The following is a 23,524-nucleotide window of genomic DNA, read 5'->3' as shown; positions in this document are numbered from 1 at the left end:
TTGCCATAATACCCTAAATTTAAGTGACTAAATTGATTTAATAATTTAGTCCAGCTATTTAGGGGGTCAGTACACTCGAATATATCATGACTCCCTCAAAGGGAATTCGGAATTAATGATGCGGAGCAGATTTAAGTCAGACACTACGGATCGTATTATAGCAAAACTTTCAAGCCTATTACCTTGGAGTTTTTATCTGAATATTGATTTCAATAAAGTTAAGTCTTTTAAAAAAAGTGAGCTTGAAAATTGCATAACACAGATAGCCTCTTATTGTGCTATTGAATTCAAGGATTTGGAAAATATGGAAAGGCGCGATGTGCAAAACCTTGAATTCAATATAAATGATCCTGAACATAGTGATACAAGGGCATATTTGATAGAGCAAGGATTTAGAAATCTTCCCTCCGGCGTTGATTCAATTACAATCACTAGGTGGGATGGGCTCTCCTATTCTTGGAATACTCAAACTGAGGGTGGAGTAATCCCCAATTTAACAATTGACCATCTGGGGAAGTCATTGCAGGATAAGGATAAGAAACTAGAAAAATTCCAAAAGTGTGATGAGCATTGGTTACTTATAACAAGTGGTGATTATTATTATGGAGCTTTTGATCGGATTAACCTTACGATCCCAGTAATTTCTAAGTTCGATAAGGTTTTCTTTTTCCGTTTAGATCGGGGCGAGGTGTTTGTTTTGAAATGAGGAGGGAGTTTGACCGTTGCCTTTTGCCTGCTGACCAAAAAAATCTATGTGACGCGCCATGCGACGAGGACAGGAATTTAGAGCAAAGGGGCTGTTTTGTCCTTCTGCCAAAGACAATTTAAAGCGAGAAATGACCTCTTGTTTCTCCCATGTGCTAGTAAGAATCCAGCATTTTTGTGTGTCATGGGGTGTGTCTTTTATGTGTCAAATAATAGGGGAGAAAGCATAAATAAGTGGGGGAAAATAGGGTGTGTAGAAATAAAAAAAGCCTTGTAATCGATTATCAAGGCTTTAAAAGTGCGCGGGATGAGATTAGCTGCGCTGATCTCAGAAGGGCTCTGTACCCAAAGGCCCCCGCGCCTTCGGCGCTCAGGTTTTTCACTTTGTCCGTTTTTGAAAGCTTCGCTTTCAGCACTCCCAAAATGAAAAACCCCGACTTTCGTCGGGGCCTTTGTGCGCGGGATGAGATTCGAATTTCTCTCGGCACTTTTTCGGTCGCCTTATGCATTGATATTTAGTTTATTACAAATTTCATTTTCTTTTATTCTAATCACCAAATTGGTCACTGTTTCGGTCACTGTTTTGCTAGTATAGCGAAGTTATTTTATCTTTTCAGATAATGGAATTTTTAACCCTAAATTTTATCCCATGGATTATGTAGGAGTTATACGACATTTTCAGTGGCAGCCAATGGTCGAACTAGTTCCGTCAATATTACGGCTAGAAGTAGAAGTCTATAATGATGGGATTAGGCGCAGCACTGAAGATCATGGTTCAATACAACATTTGAGTGATAAGTACGGGTTTATAGTGGACGGTAATAACTATGATTTTACCCCTGTTATTGGTAGAGAATGCCGGATTAGAAGTGTCCCTGGAAATTTCAATTTCCAATTTGTGAAGTATACAGAGGACGAAGACTTGTAAAATGTCTTATTTTTTCTTTTCACGGCAAAAAATCTGCGTTATATTCATCGGACTTTATATTAAAAATATTTATGCTGAGGTGGAGCTAGGCGAAGCGGAAATTACCTATAAATCCTCGATAATTCGAAAAGAGGGGAAAAGAACGGTCAAAAGAACCATAACCCATTATACCTGGACGTTGTTCTGTCTGTGGGTTATCGGGGCTGTATAAAAGCTCTTTGTCGTACCTTCAATTCACTATAGACTATCTGCTATGTTTACAGTTTTCATCGACACGTCCGGTTACGAAGCTCAGGGACTTTCCTTCGAAGGCCCTCTTTTTGATTCATTGAAAAAGCTCGTGAAAGAAAAGAAAATCCAAATAGTGACCTCTGAGATAATTAAACAGGAGATCGAGGCGCATTTAAAAGAAAGTATTGCGCAATCAGTAAACATTTTAGAAAAGGCTTCACAAAAATTCGATCACAGAACAAAGGGAAAGCTTGGTGTCATTAGCGATTTGCTGGCCGATCCCGACGGGTTAAAAGAGAATGTCCTATTGTTGAGAACGTTGACTATGGACAAATTTTTCAAGTCGGTGAAAGCTTCTGATTTACCAACCTCAACAGTTAAGGTTGAAACGTTGATACAAGATTATTTCAAGCAAGTTGCGCCTTTCGGGGATGGCAAAAAGAAACATGAATTTCCTGACGCGATTATGCTGAATGCGTTTATCAACGAAAATAAAGAGAATCTCTCACAAACCTGTTTGATTGCGGATGATCCCGATTGGAAACGATTTTCGGAGCGTTACCCGGATATCATCTTTTTCAATAAGATTTCCGAATTGGCAGATTATATTAACAGTGAATATGATAGCCGTATTGTCGAAGAATTGAAAAAAGCTTTCGAGGCGCATACGAATACTTTTGAAAAGGCTTTCTGCCGTTCGATTGTAAACCGTGAAGGATTTGATTTTGACGACGCCTGGGTGGAACCGGAAGAAGAAATTGACGAAGATAGTGTAAGGGTCAAGATTACCGAAGCCAACCTCTTGGGCCATTACAAAGATTCCGCAGAATGGGAATTAACTTTAAAAGTGTCTTACACCTTAAATGTGACGGATGTAGATGCGGATAGTTGGGTCAGAGACAGTGATACGAAAGAACATTTTTATACCCGCAAAGGAGAATATTCTATTGCCGTAAACAAAACGATTGAGTTCGTTTTGGATATCTACTTTAAACCTCAATCAATTCAATCTTCCATTCATCTACGGGATTACATTTTACCCGATGAACTGTTTTATATTGATGGATCAGACGACGATATTGAAATAACTGAAATAAATGATGAGCCCGATTGGGAACCTTAGCTTTTTAGGTTATTAAATCGGGCTTCTTTCTTTTCACGGCAAAAACCATTCTTATTCCACCGATGAACGGAGCGTCGCAACGATGCTCAATCCTTGTTCGACTGCTCATTTAAATATTTAACCAGTCTACGAATGTCACAAACTTGCTGTTCAAGTAATGTTATCTTTGAGTCAATGCTATTCAATTTATGAAGGCGATCCCCCATGTAATTATTAAACTCGCGTAACATGGTTTTTACTTCTAAAATCTCGGTTTCGATTGCATCAAGCTTGTCTTTGTATTCGTGATGCTTTTTTGTCTTCATGGAATGTTTTTATCGGTTAAACAGATCGGTGCATTTGTAGCCCCTTCAGCAGCTTGTCGATGGCCTCTATGACGGTTATTTTTCCGTCCGCATAATCTCCGCCTTGCCATCGGATGCACTGTAAAATTTGCGCCGTTGAAACGATTCTACTGCCCTGGGTCAGGCCGTTTCTCGACAGAGCGGTTGCCATGATCTTTTGACCGCACTGGAAAACATGCTCCATCAGGAAAAACTTTTTATCCGAATGCACAAGCCGGGTGCGCAAAACAAAACTCTGAAACATGCTCAGGCGGTTTTGATAGCGTATATCGGCGGTGAGGACGAAAGGCTGGAGTCTTTCGCGGATCACAGTGTCCCAGGCTCCCAGGCGGATCAAAAGGTCAATGCGGCCCAAATCCATGAAGGCATGATAGCGGTCATTGCCGACAAACCGTAGGACGCAATCCCAGGGCATGACGTTAAAGTGTAAGACGGATTCTCCGTTGAAGGGAAGATTGTGGTTTCTGCAAAGGGCCGCAAGGATGATGTGCAGCAAACGTAGACGTAAGCGCATAGGTAAGGTTTTTAATGAATGATGAATAAAGCCGGGGCCATCCGCCCTACCAACAAAAATGGATATTCAATTGTAGGCGTGTAGGGAACGGATAAGGACGGACGCCCCGGCAATGGTTTTTATTAAGCAGCGTCGCCAAGCTCCTGCCGGATACTAATAAGCTCGGCTTCTTTTTTCTTTCGATCAACGATAAACCCGCTAAGCTCTTTTTCCAGTTCGACCTTCCGTTCCATCAGGTAATGTCTCTTTTTGTCCTGCATGTGCTTTTCTCGGGATTTCGTTTGGCGGATGATAAGCGTGCCGCTCTCCGGGTTCGTCAGGGTGACTTGCGCCCCGACCTCAAACCCGTAATCTTCCAGGTAACGCCCCTGAACGAAAATCTTCGGATGATAGTAATTGTTTGAGCAGATCGTCAAATATCTCGGTTTGTTTTCCATCGGTAATAATTTTGATTTTTAAAAATTCGGTACTCTCCGCCTCGCCAGAACCACACAGACGGATTTCCCGGTATGTCTTATGCCCGCAGCTTGAAGTCGCCGCGTTCCTTATCCCACTCCCTGTTCATGGTGATAAGCAAGGTTTGCCACTTACTGGCAATGGTGATTTCATCATTAGGACTAAAACCCGCCAGCGCCAGCCACTTGCCCAAAAGGGTGATGCAAGGCACTTTAATAGGCCCGGTTTTCGCCCGCTTGAAAAACGTCCTATCCGACACCCGCAATTGCCGCGTGTCGGTAAACTGGCCTTTGTGGTCGAAATTGGGTTTGATGATCTTGCCTGTTTGGGCCGTATTTGCCCGTAGCTGGATGTAGGCGGCTTCGATAAATCGGATCAGCTTCCGTGTCACATAGAGCAAGTCCTCCCTCGATTTATGGTCGCCGCAAAAGACATTTTCGGTTGTAAGACAAATGTCCTGCATGGTGACAATCATATCAAGGATTGCCGAAGGTGATACGTCCTCTACAAACTCCCTCATGATGAGGTAAGAATTATTGATTTCCTCCGGGGTCAGATGACGAATGCGAAAATCATCCGCCCGATTTTCTTTCTGTTGCATTTCTTGTGGTTTTAAAGTGATAGAATACGGCTCATATCATAGGACATTTTTCCTTTGCCTCGCTTCGATTGTTTTGATTTTAGTCATAGCATAATGGACTGTCGAAAGGTGCCAGCGGCCTTTGCCGCTCGGTGTCGGGATGCGTCTTTCGACCAATTGTCGCAAAGTCTGCCCCTCGCTGATAAATCCATCGAGACGGATTTGCTTAAAGTGCGGCGTGAGTTCGATCATCCTTTCTTCCGATTTCTTCTTGTTCCGCTGCGCTAACACTTTCCCGTTCTTGCCAAGCTCAACCCCGTTTCTCTTAGCCTCTTGCAAGCCTTTGGACGTGCGCTCGGCGATGGTCGCCCCTTCTTTTTCATCATCGACGGCCTGACGCAGGATTTCGTAGCGGTCAAGCTCCGGTTTCTCGGCAACGATGAACTTGATCCCGCTATCGAGCAGATCAAGGATGACACGGACATTTCGCGCAAGCCGATCCAGCTTGCAAATGACCAGGGTAGCACCGTGTTTTCGACAAAACCGAATGATCTTTTTTAAGGTGGGGCGTTTTCTTTTCCTGCCGCTGACAACTTCCTCATAAAATTTCACAAACTCCATTCCGGCGGTCTTTTTAAATTCCTCTAGTTGTTCCCTTTGTGCTTTCAAACTCCACCCAAGTTTCGCCTGACGTTTTGTTGAAACACGAATTAAACCAACTGCTTGAACCATGCTGTTTGTCATTGTGACCCTCACTCACGAGTAAACCAAGATTTATTTTTGAGAGAAATTCTCTCGGACGGCATGTATTCCGTCATTGTAACGAAATGATTTTTAAGAGTAGTGAAAATCATTAAACAAGCTCGATCCACTCACTGACTAACGTTGGTATATAGACGAGCAAATAAACTTTTCCTCCTATCTTTACTGCATCCATTACGGATAAGGTTTAGGTTATGGCTACAGATTAAAAACCTCCCTCCCTGGGAGGTTTTTTCACCCGTAAATCACTTAAAAACAGATAACTATGGACAAAACAGGCATTTGGCAGGACAAACGGATATTTATTTTGAGGCCTAACTAAACCGCACTACTTTGCGGCACCTAAACAGATTTTATCATCCACAACCCCCCATTTTATGAGGACACACAAGGTTATTCTTTATGCGGCTTTAGCATTACTCGCCGCCTGTTCCAAGAAAAACGATAATAACGGCTCAACGCCGCCCGAAAGCACCGTCGATACGGTCAATTACATGAGTATTGCCAGTTTCAAGATCAATGCGGGCTATGACACGACTGACAATTACATGGCTGACCTCGATTTGCGCCGCCGTTACGGGCATATAGTGATAAGAAATGGATTTGAAAAGGAAACGTTACTTTATCATTATGTTGCGACGACTTCTCCCGCTTCCAAATTATATACGCTAAAATATGTCGGAAAAGGAGTGGATTTGATCAAAGCGTCAGACTTGGTTACTCGTTTCGGGACAATCGATGTTTTTTATATAAACAAGGCGCTTTTAGGAAAGGCGATATTTGAAGCTTATGATCTCGCCACGGGTAAGCTGGTCAAAACCTATGTCGCCTCGCCTGATAGCGTCGCGGTGGAATTCGGCTATAGTATATGGGACAATCTGAACATCATACCAAAGCAAAATGCCGATGCCCTAGACTACTGCCTGAACGTCAAGCAAGCCGACTGGATACATTACTGGTAGAAAGTCGCCACACGTAAATATTACTCACCCTCAAATTATAAAATTTATGAGTTTCGATAAATTTTTGATGATCATTATCCTTATCGCCATCCTGTTTTATGGACGATTGTTTCTAAAAGGAATTTACTACACCATCATCGACGATAGGGAATTTAGACAAGCTGGCGTCCGCATAGATTTTACCAGGGGAACAATCACCGTGAAAGGAAAGAGCTACCCCGTCGGCAAGGTGACGGGTATAAGGTGGGAAGCTCTCACCAGTTCCCACAAGCACGGCAATAGTATAGCGAAGACAGTCACGATTAGCCTGGACGATATTGTCAAACCGCATCATAAAATTCTGTTTATCTCAAAAGGCCATGCGCAGAAGTTCATGCAGCGATTGGCCGTCGCCCTCCGCAAAGCTGGCGGCCCTGACTTCGTTTAACATTGATTTGCAACAGCGCCTATCACCAAAAGAAAATCCCGCCGTATTTGGCGGGATTTCTATTTAATACCAATTTCGAGAGTAAGCAAATTGCTTATCTGTTTAATCCGGGTGGAAGCTAGGGTAGTGTTTGGCAAAAAGTTTTTCCGCCCTTAAACGGGCTTGCGCTTCCCATTTAGGTTTTAGTACATCTTCCCACAAAGCCCTTGCCTCGGCTTCCCGAATGATGGTTTCCTGTTTCGTGATATGAACGACTTTTAAAGCCATAATGATAATTTTTATCGGCCCCGACCCTGACTATTGCCTTTTTCCCGGAGACTGTTTCTAATTTCCTGTGCCGTCTCTTGCTGCTGAGCCAGCTTTTCTCGCTCTGCGGTATGCCTAGCTTCCATGATGACGGCCAGCTTGCCTTGAGTGCCGTATTCGGCGTAAAATTCTTGCCTGCGTTGGTTGATATCTTGTTTAATCACATCGGGCGCATTTTCGTATTTGCCGCTGTACGCCTTCAATAATTGCTCATCTCTTTCTTTGACGGGTTGCCACGCAACGTAGACCCCCGCCGCAAGGCTCAAGCGTTCTTCTTCTTGCTTTTTAAGAAGTTCGGTAAGTTTTTCATTCGACATATCTGCATTTTTTTGTTATAGTATTTAAATGCTCAATACACATTCCGTAACAAATGATAATGTATTCACCCGCAAACTTTACGCGTGTGAGGTGGAGTGTTTGCCGCATATTCCGAAGGCCCGATACCTGATTGATAAATACGTATCGGAATACTGGAAACATAACACAAACGATTTGGACTATGTGTACATGGAACTCACATTGGCTAGATATTTCTTAACGCCATTGGAAGATTCCATATGGCGGAAATTGACGATTAAATGGGTGGCCCGGGTGCTGAAAATATCCCCGCTCGTTTTACACAATGACCCGGGCCTCCCGTTTTAACTAGCGACCCCTGTCGGTATTGCGCCCAAATACATAGCTCAGTTTTGACAAAACGGGCTGGCGGATAGCGTGTCTTTCCCGTTCCATCGCTTGTGCATGAAGAAGTAAATCCAACTCGTCTTTTTCAGCTTCTTCCCGCCATGCGCGTTGTTCGGAAAAGAGTTGGTTCAGCAACTCTTTTCCCTCTCGGCTCATATTGCCGCACTCTTGCACTATTTTTTGCTGTTCTTGCTCCAATGTGAATTCCCGATTTTGGCGCTGCTGCCAATACGCGATGATTTCCTTCTTATGTTGATCGACGATCTTTGTCTGTGTCAAAGATTTAATTTAAGATGATGTTATTCGCCTTTCGCAAAGAAATCATTGATCTGTTTCAGGTGAGTTTCGTGCATGGTTTGAAACTTTTCACCATCAGGCCCCCATTGCGACCGCCACGCCTCCCGATCACGATTGATTTTATCACGCACGTTGCCGGGTGCCGTCGCTTCATTCTGACCTCCCAAGAGGAGTGCGATATCGGCGTTCAATTGGTCAAATTTTTCCTTGTATTCATTCCAGAAGGATTTGACCTCTTTCGTTTGCCTTTTCACAAGTTGTTCCCAATTCATATAATAGTGTTAAGTGGTTTTGTAATTAACGTCCGCCGCTATTGTCTTTGTCCTTGGCCTGTCCGTTGTCGATATCCCTTTTCAAACGATAGACAAGATTTTCTTTGTCAAAATATTGATCTACTTCCTTTTGCTGGGCAAGGCGCATTTCTTTAAATTTTGAGCCATACATGCCCCATTCCTCTTTCCATCCTTCCATATCCCGGTTCAAAAGATTGTTTAAACTTTCCGGGATGTTTCCTTCGGAGGCGTTTGCCAACTCCATAACGTTTTTTCGGTTTTGGTTAACCCGTTCCAGACTGACTTTACAGGCATTCAAATGCGCGACGTATTCTTTCGCGTGCTTTTCGGTGAGTTCTTCCCATTTCATAAAATGATTTTTTGAGTTTTTAAATCAGCGTCCCCGTGATTTGTCTTTCATGGGATCTCGCTGTAATTGTTGTTTCAGTTCTTTTGTCATCCGCTCGCGGTCGCTTTCCGTTTGCCGGGTCTTTCGCTTCCGGCTGATATTACGGAGAACGGTTTTCTTAGTCGGTAGACGAATACCTTTAAATTTCTCCCTGAACTGCTTCGTTTTGACACCCTTGGTCTCTCGAACCAGGTCGAAGGCGATACCGCCCGGCGTGATAACTGCAAAAGGCCGATCATCACCTTGCGCGATAGTTAAACCGTTTTTTGAGGCAAGAGAGATAAATTCTTCGCCTGATCTCGCTTCCTGCCAAAGAAAGGCAAGGGTTTTACGAAGGGCGGGTCTATCAAGATTAAACTGAGACGTTCGTAAATGACCGAACTCCTTTTCCATCGTCTGCCGCGCCCGGTTCTGAGCAAAGCGAGAGAATCTATTAGTGATCATCTTGCCGCGCTCAAAACTGTAGCGTTGAAAAACAATATGCGCATGAATGCGGTTTTCCTTCTCATGGAGGACAATGGCTCTCGGCTGACCCGTAAATCCTGTCTCCGCCTCCAATATTTCCGCCGCCCTTATCCAATCCTGATCCGTCATACAGTAACTTTCTGTCGGGGCCGGGTTGACGACGACTTGGTAAAGCCCCTTTTTGGTGCGGCCGGATAGCTCGGTCGTCAGCGACATTTCGACCAGGGATTTACGCAGATCGGCGTTTTGGGACGTTCCCTTTATCTGCAAGACCCGGATATTGTCGTTTTCGCCCTGGCGCAAAAGGTAATCGGCCAATTGCCGGCCCTGGCCCCGTATTTTACCCCTCGTTACCATCGGTCAGGAGTTTTAGGAGGCCGTCGGACACCGCCTGGAGTCTGGATAGGGTATTACTGATGACATGATCCGGCAGGGTAGGCCCTTTCCCCGTGATCCGTTCTCGGTGCAGTTCATGAGCAATTTGATTGATCAGCCCTCCGATTTTACCCAAGTCACCTAATCCTTTTATGAGTGCCGCACGGTCGGGGACGGCCCGCTTCATGATCGGTTTGCTATTCAAAACGGCTGACCTGACCAGATCACTGACGCTTAGACCCTGCTCGGTCGCCTTTGCAAACAGACGCATTTGCTCGTCCGGCGTTAGCCGAATATCGACGCGCAGCGTTCGTTTTAACCCTAATTCTTTTACTGGCCTTGCCATCTCATTTGTTTTTTGCGTGAGGGTTGAGGGGGATCGCAGAGTCCCCCCACAAGATGGCCTTGTCCGGTTTTTATCCGGACAGGGCACTTCTTGCGCGGAGCGAAGCGCAGCCGTATTTCTCCCTAATTTTGCTTTCCGATTTCCTTCTAGTCTTCTTCCTCGGGTGCCAGAGGCGGCATGGGTGGTATATCATCCGTCTCTTCAGTTTCCGGCTCGGGCGGCGGCGGCGGTTCATTCATTTTGCGGATCATTTCACGAGTTAACTTTTCAGGGCGCTGAATAACTTCTTTACGGTTTTGAGCCTCGCCTTTGAAATAAGGATTAGGATCACAGTCGAGGTCGGTTTTGTAGTAAGGATGTTTCGGAATTCTGGCGACGGGTAATTGGTCTATGACGGTGTACATGATATCACCAGATTCACGCCGAATTTCATCTGCCGTGATTAACGGTCTTGCCGTCGAACCTGTTAATTCATCTTTATCGTTATGGGATAATATCGATGTGGCTCCGAACATCTTTTCAAGATACTCCGCGCTAAAATTATCGCTGATATTGAAAAAGTGTCTTACCGAACTGTTCGCAATAAAAGTCTGCCAGTTATCGCCATATATATTTTTAATCTGCGATAAGTCTTGAAAAATACTCCATATGTGGACGCCCATTCCTGCATAGGCGGACATTCCGGTCAAAATCTCACTGTGGAAACCAAAGGCATTTGCCTCGTCTATGATAAAGGCAGCCTCTGTTTTAGGATCACGCACTACGGAGCGCATCAACGCCGTAACCACCAATCGCAACCATGCTTTGTGCGAAGATATTTTTTCAAAAGGAATGCAGAGATATACGGTGACGTTGCCACTGGCTAGATCATCAGCCGAAAAGCCGTCCTTCCCTTTCAATGAATCCCGCAAGGCAGGAGATTGAATAAACCCAGTCGCTTCAAAAGCATTCGACATGACAGAGCCAAATTCCCTTTCTGAATTCTTCAGCATAGAAATGATCTCGTTTGCTCCGGCCTTGACGATATCTCCGAAATTGGGATCGTTATTGGTAGACATGTCGGCCAAAAGTTCGATAAATTCCTGCGGCCCCGATCTCAGCATTGACCATAGCGTGCCTAAATGCCTATCCTCCTGTTTACAGGCTGTCATGATATGAAGCAGAAAGGTCGCCACAAATGCTCTGGCACGATCCTGAAAATGCTTATTCTCCCCTGTGGATTGCTCGACGATGCTTTCAGCGAACATAAGGACATCATCTGACAGATTGATGTCATTCTTCAAAATATCGAGCGGATTGAATCCCATGCTTCCAAGCGACAATAAATCAAACGGATTGAGATAAACCACTTTTCTACCAAAATGTTTTTGGATACGTCCGCTTACTGCCGCATTTTCTGCTTTTGGGTCGACCAAAATTATTGATCCTTTGAATAAATACGGCCTCAGCAAGATATAACTGAGCAGGTTGACGAATTTTCCGGCCCTCGTGCCAGCCACGGTAAGCAGATGCCCAGGCTTGCCGTAGAAAAGATTTTTACCGATATAGAACCCTTTTTCCTTCATGTAGGGAGCCAATTCGTTTGCTTCGGCGAAACGAGCCGTCCCATAACGGCTCCCTTCGATCATTGATTTCTTGACGCTGCGCTTCCATTTATTGAACAGAAAGAAAACAACATAGGTAAAAAATACATTCATCAAAAGAATGGCGACCGTCAAATAAGGACTTCTTTGTAAAAATCGCCCGCCAAAACTCAGTACCGCGAAGACCATTACCTTGATCGAGAAATAGACGATGACCCAGGCGAGAACGGCACCGATTGCCATGCCGAGCTTGACGATAGGCGGCATGTTGGCAAAGCGCGGCATTTCTGAATTAGGGCGCATGAAACGGTCATAGCCGCGCATGTAAAACCAGAGTGCGCCAAATAGGGTGATGGGGCTAAGAAACAAACCGAGGAAAATGAGAGCGGCCTTTGCTGCTCCTTCGGGATTAGCTTTTACGCTGAACAGTTTGAAGATTTGGTCTGGGGTAATAGATGCCCAGCCAGACCTTTTTCGATCTTGGTGCATAATAGATAATTTAAAGATGATTGGGATGTTTGCTGTGAAAAGAAAAATTCAGCGCTGAATGTTTAATAACCGGGAGGTGATCAGTCCCCCGGTCTAGGATAGGTTTGCGGAACGCTCTATTTGTTGAGCTTTTTGTTTAAGGTGCTGTCTCCATAGACATGATCGCCCTTGTAGATGTAATGCTGATTACCAACCTTGGTAATACTGTCTCCGCCATTGTTGATCGCCTTGCGGGGATCAACGCTGCTAGGGCGATATCCTGCGTCCTTCAGGGTTTTTTCTAAACTCATAAAATGATATTTGAGAATTAATAATTGATCGGTCTGTATTTTGATTGGCCGGGACGCCGATCATTACGCCCCGGCGTGAAATAATTATTGTTGGGACAGTTCAACAATCTTGCGACGAATATCATCCTCACCGAAGATGTGCTCAGCGTTTATTACAGCTTCCGTTCTCGACAAGAAAGTAACCTTATGGCCTTTGCCGTTAATGTAAGTGCGGTATTCATCGGGGCTTTTCCGCCAGTTGGTGTAGATCGATTTTTTGTTTTGCATGCTACGATGTTTTAAAAACGTGAATAATGATATTTGAAGAAGCTGGGGCGCTGCTGTTAAACGCCCTAGCGTTCCGTTATCTCCCGCTTAGCTCTCTGATTTTGGCGTGAATGATGTTGTGCCCACGGACACGAATGTCATTTATGAGGGCCGTATCCTTATCCAGGAAGACTACGGTATCTCCGGCGGCATTTATATATTTATGGGGGCCGATCTTGATCCAGGGACGATTGACGTTTGGTGCTGCCATATTTTTTTAATTTGTGGACGTTGTGTCCGGTTATCCTTTTATTTAAAAACAAGGGCTTCGTCTAGGAAAAGGCATGGCCAGGGCCAGTTCCATAACGGTAGCTAACCTTTTGATTGACAAAACGACTTTCCTGCGATATGTTAAACCATCCCAGGAGATCGTAAATGTCTACTTCTAATGAATTTTCCGAAAACGGCTTTTTGACAAAAGAAAGCCCCGAAACGATCAATACACAGGAACAATTCGAGCAGTATCGATTAAAATACGGCGAAGAAAGAGGCAAAGGCTATCAGGACTGCCTTGCCGAGCTTGTCCCTATTATAGAGCGTATCTACTGGAAGCCATGTGGTAATGGCTTCGTTCCTAATCCTGATTCTCGTATCAGCAGGAAACTCAGTGATCTTTTTGACCAGAAGCATGAATTGTTGAAAGCTATTCAATCCTTGAATATTCACAACCAACAGCCGCCGGACGAGCACAAAACAAATTTGCAACCTTAATTGCGAATTGACGAGCCTATGTCCGAACATTTGGTGTACACACAAAAAAAACGTATTTTGTACGTACACAAATTTGATTCTCAATATTTAAGAAATGAAGGTTGAATTACAGGACTACGAACTTTTTTATCGTCGATTATGTGACGAGTTTGTCCTAAAGGAATATGGTGGGCAAAGACCAGAAGGCTTACGCTCAAATTATTCAAGAAGAATTTGGAGGAAAAGAGGTGTTCAAAAAAAGTATTTAGTCCTTGAACGTTTTGGAGGTTCTAAAACTGAAAATGAGGAGTATTTCTATCGAGCAATTGGGCAGATTAAGAAAAATTCTTACTTCGATCTCGACGATACTGCGATGCTGAAAGCTCTTCTATATTTAGGTTATGAATTACCAGGGGAAACGCTAGCAAAAGCATTAGATAAGGACAAAGCTGAAACCCTTTGGAAACTTTTTATTCAAGACCTAAATGATCAGAACGTTTCCAAAACCGAAAGCCTTGAAATCGATTCAGCATTGGATGTGCTGTCTAACAACTCAATACCGAAACATTTCTTAGATGATTACTTAAATCCTGAGTACATACGAGATAATTCGGGTAAATCTGCTACAGCCAAACCATATCCTATAGTCTTTAGACAAGACAATTATCTATATCCAAAATTCATGTTCTTAGAATATAGAGATGTTGTGAGAGAAATTGACAAGGGGCGACACTGGGGAGTTACAGAATGTATTATCGATCCAAGAATTGAAAAACCTTATTCCTTAATTAGCGAATTCTATTCTTCCATAACTGCTCGTGAATTTAAAACGGCATGGGAGTTGCTGGCTCCGTCAGGTCAAAATAGTTTCAATTGGTTTGGGGACTACGAAAAGTTTAAAAGCTACTATCTTGACGAATTAATAGAATTTAAATGGAAGTCGGACGACATATTTGAGTTTAGCCTATTTTCAAGTTCTCTTTGTGAATGTCAAGTTGCTTATACTCGTGAAGTGATTTTCACTGCTTCAGAGCTTAGTCAGCTTCCGGATTTGGGTATAGATAATATAGAATTATTTACTCGACTTATCCAAAATTATGTGAAAAGTATTTCAGATTACTGCGATCACGATCAAATAGCCAAACTTAAATTTTCGGATTTATTTAAAGATGATGCAACTTCGGTAGTATTCGAAAAATGCAAGTCTGACTGGTCTTACAATGTTAGTCAAATATACAATAGTGTAATACAAAAAGTTGTTCGGGAAACAGAGCTATGTGTTTGTGGAAAAGAATTTGACGATTGGAAAATTATTAATATTCGCTCTTCATTTAAAGAGCCAAAAGCAGAAGAAACCAATCCAAACATGAAAATACCAGATATCCCAGACGAATTAAAAATTTAAGCTGGATTTGAGCCTAAGCACTGCTTAGGGAAGATGTCTGACGCCAATAATTGGAATTTTACCTTTATTTTTTAACTAGCATGAGTTCGTGTAAGATCCGGGTTCCATCGAAATAGTGCAACCAGGCAGTCACATTATCAGGGTCCTGACAATAGGAGATAAGAACACCAAATAAGTAATTGTAATTATCGTCCGTCATAAACCCATTTACCTTAGCTACGTCCGTGTTGATGAATTTGCCCTTTTTCGCTTCTACTATTAAATAATGCTGTGGTGAAATTTCTTTATTACGTCTGGAATGTATTATTATATCCGGCCTTGCCTCAATTAGGCCTTCCGTTGTTTGGACAAGTTTTGGATTATTGTAAAACCTATTATATTCAATATCTACATTGTAGCCCGTCATGCCAGTTCCTGGCATATTTGTTTCAAGGTAATGTGCAAACCTGTGATTTATCGTCACTTCATGAAGTTGACGAGCAAGTACTTTTGCATCCTCCGAAATATTTTCGGGCATTATCTCGTCTGTATTGAAAATATCGCTGTCATTGTCGATAAGGTTCTTAATCGAAATTTTAAGTAATTCGATTGCTCGATGTATTTGTTCTTGTTTGGGAACTGTCATCATGGGATGTGTTTTAAAATTGTGTTCTAATCGATCTATCAAGAGTTTTATGTAGTAATGATGCCAGCGTTAAGCAGTCCAGGGCAGTTTCTTCATCTATGGACCATGTAATTTTTGGAGCGTGCCCCGTTGTGTTTCTGAACATACCGAAAAGCCCCTTTAATAGATTTGAAAAGCCTTTATGTTCGCTTTCCTCTGACTCAGTTTGCAAACTATTAATAGCTATTTTTGGAGTTCTTCTTTCGCCAAGCCCAAAGGCCTTGTCAACGAGCAAAGAGCCGTCCTCAGTTAACCCGGTTTTGTCTCTTATCTTCTGCGCGACGCTTTTTGTTGCTTCAAAAACCGCATGAAAGTAGTTGTCTTGAAGTAGTTCAGCTTTACAAAAGAGCAGTACATCATGATGAACCCTCCGATCACTCAGCTTTTGTTTGAGTGTGTCGGCTCTTTTTTGCGCTTCTGGGATAGTCTTAGCTTGATTAACCCGTCTGTATTTTCCTTCTTGAGTAAACTCTAGCCCAATAAATAAGAGCCTTGTATTTACTTGGGATCGATAGGTTTCGAATTTCTCGTGTTCATCAGCGTATCTGGTAGGATGAAGTATTTTTTGGATGAAGATTTGGATTCTGTTTGATTCCTGATTTTCGTTTTGGTACGTGACGAATGCGTTATATAGCCGCTTCCATTTTGTAATATCCGGGTTTACGTCTTTAATTCCACATTGATTTAGGTAGTGACCAATTTCGGTGCCCGTATTTTGGTCTCCTAAGACTTTGCAAAGTGATTCAAGCATTTCTCCTGGGATAGGGTTTTCTTTTGGCATTTATTTTCTCGTTAGTAAGGTTATGAAGATAGCAAATATATCATTTTGTACGGCATAGGCGTTTTTGATTAAATACGTAACTTCACCAAATTAACCACCATAAACTATGGACGAACTTGCCTATTTGATTATTGAAGCTGGCATTAATGATACCTATTACAACTCCGCCTCTTTAGCAAACCTATATCCTAGAGATCATCGATTTGTTGGGCATATGGCCCATCATATTGAAAATAAGTTTGGGCGAATGATTGAAGAAGGCCTATTTGTTCAGGTTCCTCCTGCCCAGAATAGAAACTATCAGCTTTCAGAAAAAGGGCGGGCTGCATATGAGAAGGAGAAGGCCATTAGAAAGGAGAAAGCAGATTATGAGTTTCTGCAAAAGTCAGTCTCGGAATCTGTTCTTAAAACTAATGCTTCCGTTTCTGAAACGAATGAGTCCGTCAAAGCAACGAATGCTTCCATTCAGGAGATAAACCGAATTTCTGCCGAAAACTTTAGCACTCAAAATAATATAGCAAAGTCCTCTGTCAAAGTAGCCGCCGTCGCTGCAATGATTGCTATTATTGCATTAATCCTTCCCTTTGTTAGTGGCGGAAACGGTGATGTTATTAAGCAACTGCAAGAGACAAATAGGTTGCTTAAAGAAGATCGCAGAACTCTTGACTCAATTTTACGGCACCAAACTGTCATTGACTCTATCCTAGCTTCACGTCCTGTCCCGGCACCTTCCAATAATGCAAAGCCTTAATAGACCTAGAACGATTGGAAAAAGTTGATTTCGGTTGCGATTACTACCTGAATTGAGATATAGACCCTCTCCCGTTGATTCTGTGTGGTGGATTTTGGGATGGTGACTATTAATCTAAAAAGTGACGATCTGAAACGGGCATACCAAATTGCTGCCCGGATAGTCGCACTATACGGAGATAAATACCTTCCAGGATTTCAAAGGATGCACGATGAAATAGAGATGCATAAACGAAATATGGATATTAAGGCCGTGGCATTAAGGGTGGCTTATGGTGAGAAAATAGAGTAAAAGGAATGGGCTCATAATGGTATACATTTTGGTATACAAAATGGTATACATTTTTTGAACTCTAAAGATTTATTCAATTAAAACAGCAAGTTATAAGGAGGCTAAAAAATACTCGAAGTCCCGTGGGGACGCCACTTTTCCGCAGCATTATCCAAAATATATATAATTTAACCTACTAGTCCTATTGTAGAAAAATTAGAACTTGACAAGCCGTAGGGTTGTCTCTGATACGATTTTGGTATACAAAACGGTATACAAAATGGTATACAGAGAAATGCCTTCTAAGAATTACCTTGTTGAACGTGACGGTAGGTTTTCCTACTTTCGCCGCGTCCCAAAATTTATAAAAGCCTTCGATAAAAGGCGGTTTATTAAGGTTGCCTTGAATACAGACAGTCGAGATGTTGCCTTGACTAAGGCGCGTATGATGAATGCAGAAATAGAGAGCTATTGGAAAAAACTAATAGAAGAAAAAGAAACGCATTCGGCTACAAGGTTTCATCAAACGATTCAGTTCGCAAAGCATCTCGGGTTTACTTATATACCGCATAACGACCTTATTCAGAACAAACCCATCGAAGAATTGACCGAACGCCTTTCAAAAATTGAAAAGGCTGCGTTTGATGAAAAGCATGTGGAGGCTTTATGGGGCGGTGTGCCTGTTCCTGAAATGCATCTCAGCGAAGTCCTGGACGTATTTTGGGGCTATACAAAAAATCGGATTATTAAAAAGGATGAAAGGGAAGTTCGAAAATGGAAAAACCCTCGAAAGAAAGCCATGAAGAATTTTATTCATGTTGTAGGGGATAAAAAAGTACATCACTTAGTACGGGACGATGCGATTGTATTTCGGGACTGGTGGATAGGCAGGATTGAGCGAGAAGATTATGTTGGAGCGACTGCAAACAAAGATTTTGGGCATGTCGAAGATATTCTCGAAACAGTCTGCGAAAATAGAAAGATAGACTTGGATATTCCACGTATGTTTAAAAAGATCAAACTGGATAAAAAAGATAGTAGAAAGCGACCGCCCTTTGCGACGGACCATATTGTTAAAACGCTATTGGTTGCCGAATGCTTGAATGAGTTAGATGTTCAGGAAAGGGATTTTTTATTTGCAATGGCGGAAACAGGGGCTCGGGATAAAGAGCTTTTACTTTTAGAGGAAGAACATATTGTATTGGATCATGTCGTTCCCCATATATCAATAGTCGATAGCAAAACGGCGTATAGCACTCGGAAAATACCTCTCGTAGGATATGCACTCGATGCGTTCAACGCCAATCCGAAAGGTTTTACAAGGTATTTTAATAAGACTGACGAGCTATCAACAAGCCTTAATAAATTTCTACGAGCCAATAAACTGTTTCCTACTGAAATGCATTCGGTATATTCATTACGGCACAGCTTTCAAGATCGAATACTTCGCGTTGATGCCCCTGACCGAGTACAAGCTGAGCTAATGGGACATAAATTCAATCGCCCTGCTTATGGAGACGGGCCGACGCTTGAACACAAATTGGAATGGTTGACAAAAATTCAACTGAAGAAAATTTAGTTCTCACCTCCGACTACCTTTACTTCTTGCAATTCAACTCAGCTTTTTGCTCTTTTGAAAAGGTTTCCCTATGCTTCGCATGATCCAAAGTCAATCCGCCGAACAAGCAAAAGACTATCATAACAACGCGTTGGCTCCATCCGACTATTACCTGGACGAACAAGAGTTAAAGGGTGCATTCCGGGGGCGGATTGCCAAGCGTCTAGGAATCGAAGGCGACGCGGAAAAGTTTGCCTTCGATGCGTTGTGTGACAATATCAACCCTGTCACCCTGGAAAAGCTGACAGCCCGCAACGTCAAGGATCGGACGGTCGGCTACGATATAAATTTCCACTGTCCTAAATCCGTCTCAGTGTTGCATGTACTTTCTAAAGACGGGCATATTCTTGATGCCTTTCATCAAGCCGTCCGGGAAACGATGGACGACATTGAGGCGGATAGCAAAACCCGCGTCCGCAGGAAGGGAAAGGACACGGATCGAGACACCGGGGAATTAATCTGGGGCGAATTTATTCATCAAACCGCCCGACCTGTCGCGGACGCTGAACCCGATCCGCATTTGCACGCTCACTGCTTCACCTTCAACGTGACCTGGGACAAAGAAGAACAACGATACAAAGCCGGACAATTCCAAGGTATTAAACGGGATATGCCGTATTATGAGGCGCGGTTTCATAAGAAACTCGCCGATAAACTTGTCGCACTGGGAGGCTATCAGGTGCGCCGGACAAAAACCTCGTTTGAAGTCGTCGGTGTCCCGAACCAGGTTATCGACCTGTTTTCTAAGCGGACGAATGAAATAGGACAAATAGCCAAAAAAGAAAATATCATCAACGCAAAGGAACTCGACAAGATCGGTGCGCGAAGCCGTGCCAAAAAGAAAAAGGGCCTGACAATGGCCCAGCTTAAACAGGAGTGGATCAGGCAGATACGGGCGGCAGGGCTGGCAGATAATGGCGGGCGGGATCTACTCCGGCATGATCCCGCCACCAAGCTGGAGTCCGTCTCTCCCGGTGAGTGTGTTGATCATGCCTTATTGCATCGTTTCGAGCGGGTATCTGTCGCCCAGGATCGCCGAGTCCTGGAGTCAGCGTATCGTTTTGCCCTGGGCCATGTAGGTACGTCGCTCGATCAGATCACAAAGCAATTCGGGAAGGATAGGCGAATTATCCGGGTTAAGGATGGTTCCCGTATGATGTGTACGACAAAAGAGGTGCTGGCAGAGGAACGCCGGATGGTGGAGCTTGCCCAGGCGGGTCGGGGGAAGATGATCCCGCTTTACCGCAGCGCCCCTTCTCTTTCTTTTCAGGGCGACCAGGAGGCTGCCGCTTGCCGTGTTCTCACCTCTCCGGATCGGGTTGCTGCCATCGTCAGGGGTGGCGCCGGAACTGGTAAGACTACGCTTTTGAAAGAAACAGTCGCCCGGATCAACGATGTTGGGAAACAAGTAATCGTCGTCGCCCCGACCGCCCAGGCGTCACGCGGCGTCCTGCGGGATGAAGGGTTTAAAGACGCGGAAACGGTCGCCAAGCTGCTGACCGATCCGGCATTGCAAGAACGTCTTGCGGGGAATGTACTTTGGGTGGATGAAGCCGGGCTGCTCGGCACAAAAGAAATGACCGCACTCTTGGAATTGACGGAAAGATACGACGCCAGGTTAGTGCTGGCAGGGGACGTGCGCCAACATGCTGCCGTCGTGCGGGGCGACGCCTTGCGTGTTTTGGAAACGATTGCCGGGATTGTCCCTGCCACTGTGAATAAGATTTACCGCCAAAAAAGCCAGCAATACCGCGACGCGGTGCAGGACTTGGCCGATGGAAATGTCAAACGCGCCTTTGCCCGATTGGATGCGCTCGGCTCAGTGAAAAAAACTGATCCGGCCCAGCCATTGGACGGTCTTGTTGCTGACTATGTTTCTGCTCTGCAATCCGGGCGCTCGGCACTTGTGATCTCGCCCACACATAGGCAAGGAGAACAAGTGATCGACGCCATCCGGGGCAAGCTGCGTTCTCTTGGCAAACTCGGCAAAAAAGAAACGACTGTTACCCGTCTGGTCAATCTCAATCTGAGTGAGGCGGAAAAAACTGAGGCATTCCGCTATGAGCCGGGCCATGTTCTGCAATTCAATCAGAACAGGCCCGGAATAGTGCGCGGTAGTCGATGGTCAGTAGCTTCGGCCACTAGCAAAGAGCTTACCATTCAGAATGGCGACGGCAAGACGGCTAAATTCCCGCTATTGGAAAGCCGATACTATGACGTATTTCGGGCGGAAGATATGCGTCTTGCATCCGGTGATAAAATCCGCATTACACGCAACGGCTTCGCTCAAGATAAATCGCGCCTGAACAACGGGCAAATGTTAGAAGTTCTTGCCGTGAACAAAAAAGGCATTCAGGCGAAAAATACCGCGAATGAGATTGAATACATGATCCCGCTAGAGTTTGGACATTTGGCGCACGCGTATTGCATCACAAGCCACGCTTCCCAAGGAAAAACGGTGGATGAAGTTTTTATCTCACAACCCGCCGCAACGTTTCCGGCGACGAGTAGACAGCAGTTCTATGTATCAGTCTCGCGCGGACGTGAGCGGGTGCATATCTACACCGAAGACAAGGAAGCTCTGCTCGATCATGTCGCCCAATCAGGCGACAGGGTGGGGGCGTTGGAGCTTTTCGGCCCTGGCAAAAACCCTCTCGCCTTTAAGATGATCCGACGACGGAAAGATCAGCTTGTCACCTCACCCCGCCCGGTTGAACCATCCCCGAAACAAATTATGAAGCCCCATGCACCCAAACTTGTCCCCTAATTCCGTTATGCAGCAATTGAAGGAAGGCAACCCCACGACCATGAGAGTTATTCCGAAAAGCAGCTTTTACAAGCCGGACAAGTCGGCAAAACAGTTGTGTATCGCATGGGAAACGGGTGGAATTGAAGCATTTCATTACCGTGATCTGTTACGCACTAGCTTTAGACCCGAAGTAGACCCGAACACAATCAAATTGTATTTTGTTGGATGCTGTGTCAGGATGAAAGGGAATAATCTGGACAGTCTTGCATACCGCCTTCTTCAACATGAGCCAGAATTAATTGCCGTGACACCATCGCGATATATTGCACTTTCCGACGTAGATCAATTTGTAGTCAATGAGGTAACGATTGATGACTAGAAAAGGTAACCATATAATGTCGGTCTTGATTTCCCGCCACTCATATTTTGTATTTGCACAAACCCCGATAATTCGTACGTCTTACCTTCTTCAAGTCTAACAGCATCTTCTTTTTGCAATTGATCCTTAAAAAGCCACAAATCACCACGTACTTGCTCAACTTCCAATTTCGAATACCCTTCAAAGGCTTCAGTAATATCTAAAGTGTTTTCTAACATAAATAGCTCATATGGCTTTCGTTCCATATAAATTAGGTTTTCTTGATGTAATTAGTTAGGAGAACTGTTGTTTTATTTTAGTAAATTTATTCAATGGATACTTGTATTCCAAAAGAAATAATCGGCAGTCATTTTAATCAATACTACCCCTCACTGAGCAAATTCCCTCAGAATTATTTGCAACTATTCTTTCGTGACGTGAATATTATTGAGCGGCATTTGGCCTATTTATGCCCCATGTGTCTTCGTGAGGGGATAATATGCGCACCTAGCTTTGGGCTTGGCATGAGTTCGGAGTTTTCACTTGACCACTTTCCTCCCGAAAGCGTTGGCGGGTTCTTGAAAATACTTGTGTGTAAAAAATGTAACAATGATGCGGGCGGATTATTTGAAAATTCGCTAAAAAAGAAAATGGAAAGCATAAGCTTTGATAATGGCATAATTTCCTCACAACAAATGGCAAAGGCGGAGATATTAGATCAGTCGGGGAAAAAAATTATACCCGGCCGATATACGACCAAGATAACTATTGGTGATGATGGAACGACTGAAATAAGTCTTAAGCCAAAAAGTAATGACAAGATAGAGTTATTGGATAAATGGATTGAACAGTCAAAAACCGATCTTAATTATAAGATTGAATTGACTGTTCCAATAGTTGATGAAATAAAAGTTTCAAAAGCTTTTTTAAAGGCGGCATATTTGTTTTGCTTCCATTCGTGGGGATACGAATTTGCTTATTCACCGACAGGTGAGAATATAAGAAAAGTATTAAAAGGTGAGATTGAGTACCCTTGCAAGACACCCACTTTTTGGCTACGAGATTCTATAGAGGCGGAAAATATGAAATTTACGCCTTTAGGGCTTTGTTATTTACAAAAGCCGCTCGATTGTCGATGCTTTATTGTAAACATGATGCTGGAAGAAAAAGGAACGGGTTATAAAAATATAGCATCAGTATTAGTTCCCAACCCTACGTTGACCGGGTGGGAAGATTTAAAGAAAATACAAGAAATTATTGATAGCCGAATTGAGTTAATGGGCATATCAATGGCTCACGTCATCGATTTTACGGTGCAGGACAGAGTATTTGATGGTTACAGCAAGAGTTGGGAAAAACTTATCAATGATAATTCCTAATCTGT

The 23,524-nt window shown here is 43.6% G+C and carries 30 protein-coding genes; 11 read left to right on the top strand and 19 right to left on the bottom strand.

Annotation, left to right across the window (positions count from 1 at the left end; translation table 11 throughout):
* The first annotated feature begins 115 nt into the window (after positions 1-115).
* Together Q4E93_RS10060 and Q4E93_RS10055 are read left to right on the top strand one after the other, a co-directional pair.
* Positions 116-706 carry a hypothetical protein gene (locus Q4E93_RS10060; protein WP_303584804.1) on the top strand — a complete coding sequence of 197 codons (591 nt, stop codon included), beginning with the start codon at positions 116-118 and terminating at the stop codon, positions 704-706.
* A 1,180-nt stretch (positions 707-1,886) separates the two neighbouring features.
* A complete protein-coding gene (locus tag Q4E93_RS10055) occupies positions 1,887-2,987 on the top strand; it encodes a PIN domain-containing protein (protein ID WP_303584802.1) in 1,101 nt (366 codons plus the stop codon).
* Between the two features lie 86 nt (positions 2,988-3,073).
* On the opposite strand, the gene Q4E93_RS10050 is transcribed toward Q4E93_RS10055, so the two are convergent.
* From Q4E93_RS10050 to Q4E93_RS10030, 5 genes are all read right to left on the bottom strand, one after another.
* Entirely contained in the window at positions 3,074-3,292 is a 219-nt protein-coding gene (locus Q4E93_RS10050; RefSeq protein WP_303584800.1) for a hypothetical protein, read from the bottom strand.
* Positions 3,293-3,308: 16 nt separating this feature from the next.
* A complete protein-coding gene (locus Q4E93_RS10045; RefSeq protein ID WP_303584798.1) occupies positions 3,309-3,845 on the bottom strand; it encodes a thioesterase family protein in 537 nt (178 codons plus the stop codon).
* A 122-nt stretch (positions 3,846-3,967) separates the two neighbouring features.
* Positions 3,968-4,282 carry a hypothetical protein gene (locus Q4E93_RS10040; protein ID WP_303584796.1) on the bottom strand — a complete coding sequence of 105 codons (315 nt, stop codon included), beginning with the start codon at positions 4,280-4,282 and terminating at the stop codon, positions 3,968-3,970.
* 77 nt (positions 4,283-4,359) lie between these two features.
* Positions 4,360-4,902, bottom strand: a complete 543-nt coding sequence (locus Q4E93_RS10035; RefSeq protein WP_303584794.1) for a SymE family type I addiction module toxin — start codon at positions 4,900-4,902, stop codon at positions 4,360-4,362.
* A gap of 36 nt (positions 4,903-4,938) precedes the next feature.
* Positions 4,939-5,613: a recombinase family protein gene (locus Q4E93_RS10030; RefSeq protein ID WP_303584792.1), complete on the bottom strand. Its 675-nt coding sequence runs from the start codon at positions 5,611-5,613 to the stop codon at positions 4,939-4,941.
* 407 nt (positions 5,614-6,020) lie between these two features.
* Between Q4E93_RS10030 and Q4E93_RS10025 the strand changes: the two genes are divergently transcribed.
* A complete protein-coding gene (locus Q4E93_RS10025; protein WP_303584790.1) occupies positions 6,021-6,605 on the top strand; it encodes a hypothetical protein in 585 nt (194 codons plus the stop codon).
* A 46-nt stretch (positions 6,606-6,651) separates the two neighbouring features.
* Positions 6,652-7,032 (top strand): hypothetical protein, encoded by a 381-nt coding sequence (locus Q4E93_RS10020; RefSeq protein ID WP_303584788.1) that lies wholly within the window; start codon positions 6,652-6,654, stop codon positions 7,030-7,032.
* A gap of 102 nt (positions 7,033-7,134) precedes the next feature.
* Here the strand turns inward: Q4E93_RS10020 and Q4E93_RS10015 are convergent, their stop codons facing one another.
* The 11 genes from Q4E93_RS10015 to Q4E93_RS09965 form a co-directional block, all read right to left on the bottom strand.
* A complete protein-coding gene (locus Q4E93_RS10015; protein ID WP_303584786.1) occupies positions 7,135-7,299 on the bottom strand; it encodes a hypothetical protein in 165 nt (54 codons plus the stop codon).
* Positions 7,300-7,310: 11 nt separating this feature from the next.
* Positions 7,311-7,655: a hypothetical protein gene (locus Q4E93_RS10010; RefSeq protein WP_303584784.1), complete on the bottom strand. Its 345-nt coding sequence runs from the start codon at positions 7,653-7,655 to the stop codon at positions 7,311-7,313.
* A 328-nt stretch (positions 7,656-7,983) separates the two neighbouring features.
* Complete coding sequence (locus tag Q4E93_RS10005; protein WP_303584782.1) at positions 7,984-8,301, bottom strand: hypothetical protein; 318 nt, start codon at positions 8,299-8,301, stop codon at positions 7,984-7,986.
* A gap of 20 nt (positions 8,302-8,321) precedes the next feature.
* A complete protein-coding gene (locus Q4E93_RS10000; protein WP_303584780.1) occupies positions 8,322-8,591 on the bottom strand; it encodes a hypothetical protein in 270 nt (89 codons plus the stop codon).
* Between the two features lie 25 nt (positions 8,592-8,616).
* Positions 8,617-8,961 carry a hypothetical protein gene (locus Q4E93_RS09995; protein WP_303584778.1) on the bottom strand — a complete coding sequence of 115 codons (345 nt, stop codon included), beginning with the start codon at positions 8,959-8,961 and terminating at the stop codon, positions 8,617-8,619.
* A 24-nt stretch (positions 8,962-8,985) separates the two neighbouring features.
* On the bottom strand, positions 8,986-9,822 hold the full coding sequence (locus tag Q4E93_RS09990; RefSeq protein WP_303584776.1) for a relaxase/mobilization nuclease domain-containing protein: 837 nt from the start codon (positions 9,820-9,822) through the stop codon (positions 8,986-8,988).
* Positions 9,806-10,186 carry a plasmid mobilization protein gene (locus Q4E93_RS09985; protein ID WP_303584774.1) on the bottom strand — a complete coding sequence of 127 codons (381 nt, stop codon included), beginning with the start codon at positions 10,184-10,186 and terminating at the stop codon, positions 9,806-9,808. Before Q4E93_RS09985 ends, Q4E93_RS09990 begins: the two co-directional genes overlap by 17 nt.
* A 146-nt stretch (positions 10,187-10,332) precedes the next feature.
* Complete coding sequence (locus Q4E93_RS09980) at positions 10,333-12,258, bottom strand: type IV secretory system conjugative DNA transfer family protein (RefSeq protein WP_303584772.1); 1,926 nt, start codon at positions 12,256-12,258, stop codon at positions 10,333-10,335.
* A 116-nt stretch (positions 12,259-12,374) separates the two neighbouring features.
* Positions 12,375-12,548, bottom strand: coding sequence for a hypothetical protein (locus tag Q4E93_RS09975; protein WP_303584770.1), 174 nt, complete (start codon positions 12,546-12,548; stop codon positions 12,375-12,377).
* Positions 12,549-12,632: 84 nt separating this feature from the next.
* Positions 12,633-12,815, bottom strand: a complete 183-nt coding sequence (locus Q4E93_RS09970) for a hypothetical protein (protein WP_303584768.1) — start codon at positions 12,813-12,815, stop codon at positions 12,633-12,635.
* Between the two features lie 76 nt (positions 12,816-12,891).
* Positions 12,892-13,065, bottom strand: a complete 174-nt coding sequence (locus tag Q4E93_RS09965; RefSeq protein ID WP_303584766.1) for a hypothetical protein — start codon at positions 13,063-13,065, stop codon at positions 12,892-12,894.
* A 200-nt stretch (positions 13,066-13,265) separates the two neighbouring features.
* Here Q4E93_RS09965 and Q4E93_RS09960 point away from each other — a divergent pair, with 200 nt between their 5' ends.
* Positions 13,266-13,565: a hypothetical protein gene (locus tag Q4E93_RS09960; protein WP_303584764.1), complete on the top strand. Its 300-nt coding sequence runs from the start codon at positions 13,266-13,268 to the stop codon at positions 13,563-13,565.
* A 94-nt stretch (positions 13,566-13,659) separates the two neighbouring features.
* Complete coding sequence (locus Q4E93_RS09955) at positions 13,660-14,949, top strand: hypothetical protein (RefSeq protein ID WP_303584763.1); 1,290 nt, start codon at positions 13,660-13,662, stop codon at positions 14,947-14,949.
* Positions 14,950-15,013: 64 nt separating this feature from the next.
* On the opposite strand, the gene Q4E93_RS09950 is transcribed toward Q4E93_RS09955, so the two are convergent.
* Together Q4E93_RS09950 and Q4E93_RS09945 are read right to left on the bottom strand one after the other, a co-directional pair.
* Entirely contained in the window at positions 15,014-15,577 is a 564-nt protein-coding gene (locus Q4E93_RS09950) for a hypothetical protein (RefSeq protein ID WP_303584761.1), read from the bottom strand.
* Positions 15,578-15,587: 10 nt separating this feature from the next.
* Positions 15,588-16,394, bottom strand: a complete 807-nt coding sequence (locus Q4E93_RS09945) for a TIGR02391 family protein (RefSeq protein WP_303584760.1) — start codon at positions 16,392-16,394, stop codon at positions 15,588-15,590.
* A 106-nt stretch (positions 16,395-16,500) separates the two neighbouring features.
* Between Q4E93_RS09945 and Q4E93_RS09940 the strand changes: the two genes are divergently transcribed.
* The 4 genes from Q4E93_RS09940 (at position 16,501) to Q4E93_RS09925 (ending at position 22,161) form a co-directional block, all read left to right on the top strand.
* On the top strand, positions 16,501-17,145 hold the full coding sequence (locus tag Q4E93_RS09940) for a hypothetical protein (RefSeq protein ID WP_303584759.1): 645 nt from the start codon (positions 16,501-16,503) through the stop codon (positions 17,143-17,145).
* Positions 17,146-17,695: 550 nt separating this feature from the next.
* Positions 17,696-18,994, top strand: coding sequence for a DUF6538 domain-containing protein (locus Q4E93_RS09935; protein ID WP_303584758.1), 1,299 nt, complete (start codon positions 17,696-17,698; stop codon positions 18,992-18,994).
* A 70-nt stretch (positions 18,995-19,064) separates the two neighbouring features.
* Positions 19,065-21,800, top strand: coding sequence for a MobF family relaxase (gene mobF, locus Q4E93_RS09930; RefSeq protein ID WP_303584757.1), 2,736 nt, complete (start codon positions 19,065-19,067; stop codon positions 21,798-21,800).
* A 7-nt stretch (positions 21,801-21,807) separates the two neighbouring features.
* The gene (locus Q4E93_RS09925; protein ID WP_303584756.1) at positions 21,808-22,161 is read left to right on the top strand and encodes a hypothetical protein; all 354 of its coding nucleotides are present in this window, start codon (positions 21,808-21,810) and stop codon (positions 22,159-22,161) included.
* Here the strand turns inward: Q4E93_RS09925 and Q4E93_RS09920 are convergent.
* Complete coding sequence (locus tag Q4E93_RS09920) at positions 22,158-22,406, bottom strand: hypothetical protein (RefSeq protein ID WP_303584754.1); 249 nt, start codon at positions 22,404-22,406, stop codon at positions 22,158-22,160. The genes Q4E93_RS09925 and Q4E93_RS09920 overlap by 4 nt on opposite strands.
* A 66-nt stretch (positions 22,407-22,472) precedes the next feature.
* On the opposite strand from Q4E93_RS09920, the gene Q4E93_RS09915 reads away from it, so the two are divergent.
* A complete protein-coding gene (locus tag Q4E93_RS09915; protein ID WP_303584753.1) occupies positions 22,473-23,519 on the top strand; it encodes a hypothetical protein in 1,047 nt (348 codons plus the stop codon).
* Positions 23,520-23,524 lie beyond the last annotated feature (5 nt).

This window comes from Flavitalea plasmicola (assembly GCF_030546645.1).
Lineage (GTDB): Bacteria > Bacteroidota > Bacteroidia > Chitinophagales > Chitinophagaceae > Puia.
This window is presented reverse-complemented; position numbering and strand designations above follow the sequence as displayed.

Coding starts and splice junctions, on each gene's coding strand:
- Q4E93_RS10020 (WP_303584788.1), top strand. CDS start 6,652: ATGAGTTTCGATAAATTTTTGATGATCATTATCCTTATCGCCATCCTG.
- Q4E93_RS10055 (WP_303584802.1), top strand. CDS start 1,887: ATGTTTACAGTTTTCATCGACACGTCCGGTTACGAAGCTCAGGGACTT.
- Q4E93_RS09990 (WP_303584776.1), bottom strand. CDS start 9,822: ATGGTAACGAGGGGTAAAATACGGGGCCAGGGCCGGCAATTGGCCGAT.
- Q4E93_RS10025 (WP_303584790.1), top strand. CDS start 6,021: ATGAGGACACACAAGGTTATTCTTTATGCGGCTTTAGCATTACTCGCC.
- Q4E93_RS10015 (WP_303584786.1), bottom strand. CDS start 7,299: ATGGCTTTAAAAGTCGTTCATATCACGAAACAGGAAACCATCATTCGG.
- Q4E93_RS09965 (WP_303584766.1), bottom strand. CDS start 13,065: ATGGCAGCACCAAACGTCAATCGTCCCTGGATCAAGATCGGCCCCCAT.
- Q4E93_RS10040 (WP_303584796.1), bottom strand. CDS start 4,282: ATGGAAAACAAACCGAGATATTTGACGATCTGCTCAAACAATTACTAT.
- Q4E93_RS10010 (WP_303584784.1), bottom strand. CDS start 7,655: ATGTCGAATGAAAAACTTACCGAACTTCTTAAAAAGCAAGAAGAAGAA.
- Q4E93_RS09925 (WP_303584756.1), top strand. CDS start 21,808: ATGCAGCAATTGAAGGAAGGCAACCCCACGACCATGAGAGTTATTCCG.
- Q4E93_RS10000 (WP_303584780.1), bottom strand. CDS start 8,591: ATGAATTGGGAACAACTTGTGAAAAGGCAAACGAAAGAGGTCAAATCC.
- Q4E93_RS10050 (WP_303584800.1), bottom strand. CDS start 3,292: ATGAAGACAAAAAAGCATCACGAATACAAAGACAAGCTTGATGCAATC.
- Q4E93_RS10030 (WP_303584792.1), bottom strand. CDS start 5,613: ATGGTTCAAGCAGTTGGTTTAATTCGTGTTTCAACAAAACGTCAGGCG.
- Q4E93_RS09985 (WP_303584774.1), bottom strand. CDS start 10,186: ATGGCAAGGCCAGTAAAAGAATTAGGGTTAAAACGAACGCTGCGCGTC.
- Q4E93_RS09945 (WP_303584760.1), bottom strand. CDS start 16,394: ATGCCAAAAGAAAACCCTATCCCAGGAGAAATGCTTGAATCACTTTGC.
- Q4E93_RS10045 (WP_303584798.1), bottom strand. CDS start 3,845: ATGCGCTTACGTCTACGTTTGCTGCACATCATCCTTGCGGCCCTTTGC.
- Q4E93_RS09950 (WP_303584761.1), bottom strand. CDS start 15,577: ATGATGACAGTTCCCAAACAAGAACAAATACATCGAGCAATCGAATTA.
- Q4E93_RS10035 (WP_303584794.1), bottom strand. CDS start 4,902: ATGCAACAGAAAGAAAATCGGGCGGATGATTTTCGCATTCGTCATCTG.
- Q4E93_RS09975 (WP_303584770.1), bottom strand. CDS start 12,548: ATGAGTTTAGAAAAAACCCTGAAGGACGCAGGATATCGCCCTAGCAGC.
- Q4E93_RS09915 (WP_303584753.1), top strand. CDS start 22,473: ATGGATACTTGTATTCCAAAAGAAATAATCGGCAGTCATTTTAATCAA.
- Q4E93_RS09935 (WP_303584758.1), top strand. CDS start 17,696: ATGGTATACAGAGAAATGCCTTCTAAGAATTACCTTGTTGAACGTGAC.
- Q4E93_RS10060 (WP_303584804.1), top strand. CDS start 116: ATGATGCGGAGCAGATTTAAGTCAGACACTACGGATCGTATTATAGCA.
- Q4E93_RS09940 (WP_303584759.1), top strand. CDS start 16,501: ATGGACGAACTTGCCTATTTGATTATTGAAGCTGGCATTAATGATACC.
- Q4E93_RS09955 (WP_303584763.1), top strand. CDS start 13,660: ATGAAGGTTGAATTACAGGACTACGAACTTTTTTATCGTCGATTATGT.
- Q4E93_RS09995 (WP_303584778.1), bottom strand. CDS start 8,961: ATGAAATGGGAAGAACTCACCGAAAAGCACGCGAAAGAATACGTCGCG.
- Q4E93_RS09980 (WP_303584772.1), bottom strand. CDS start 12,258: ATGCACCAAGATCGAAAAAGGTCTGGCTGGGCATCTATTACCCCAGAC.
- Q4E93_RS09920 (WP_303584754.1), bottom strand. CDS start 22,406: ATGGAACGAAAGCCATATGAGCTATTTATGTTAGAAAACACTTTAGAT.
- Q4E93_RS09970 (WP_303584768.1), bottom strand. CDS start 12,815: ATGCAAAACAAAAAATCGATCTACACCAACTGGCGGAAAAGCCCCGAT.
- mobF (WP_303584757.1), top strand. CDS start 19,065: ATGCTTCGCATGATCCAAAGTCAATCCGCCGAACAAGCAAAAGACTAT.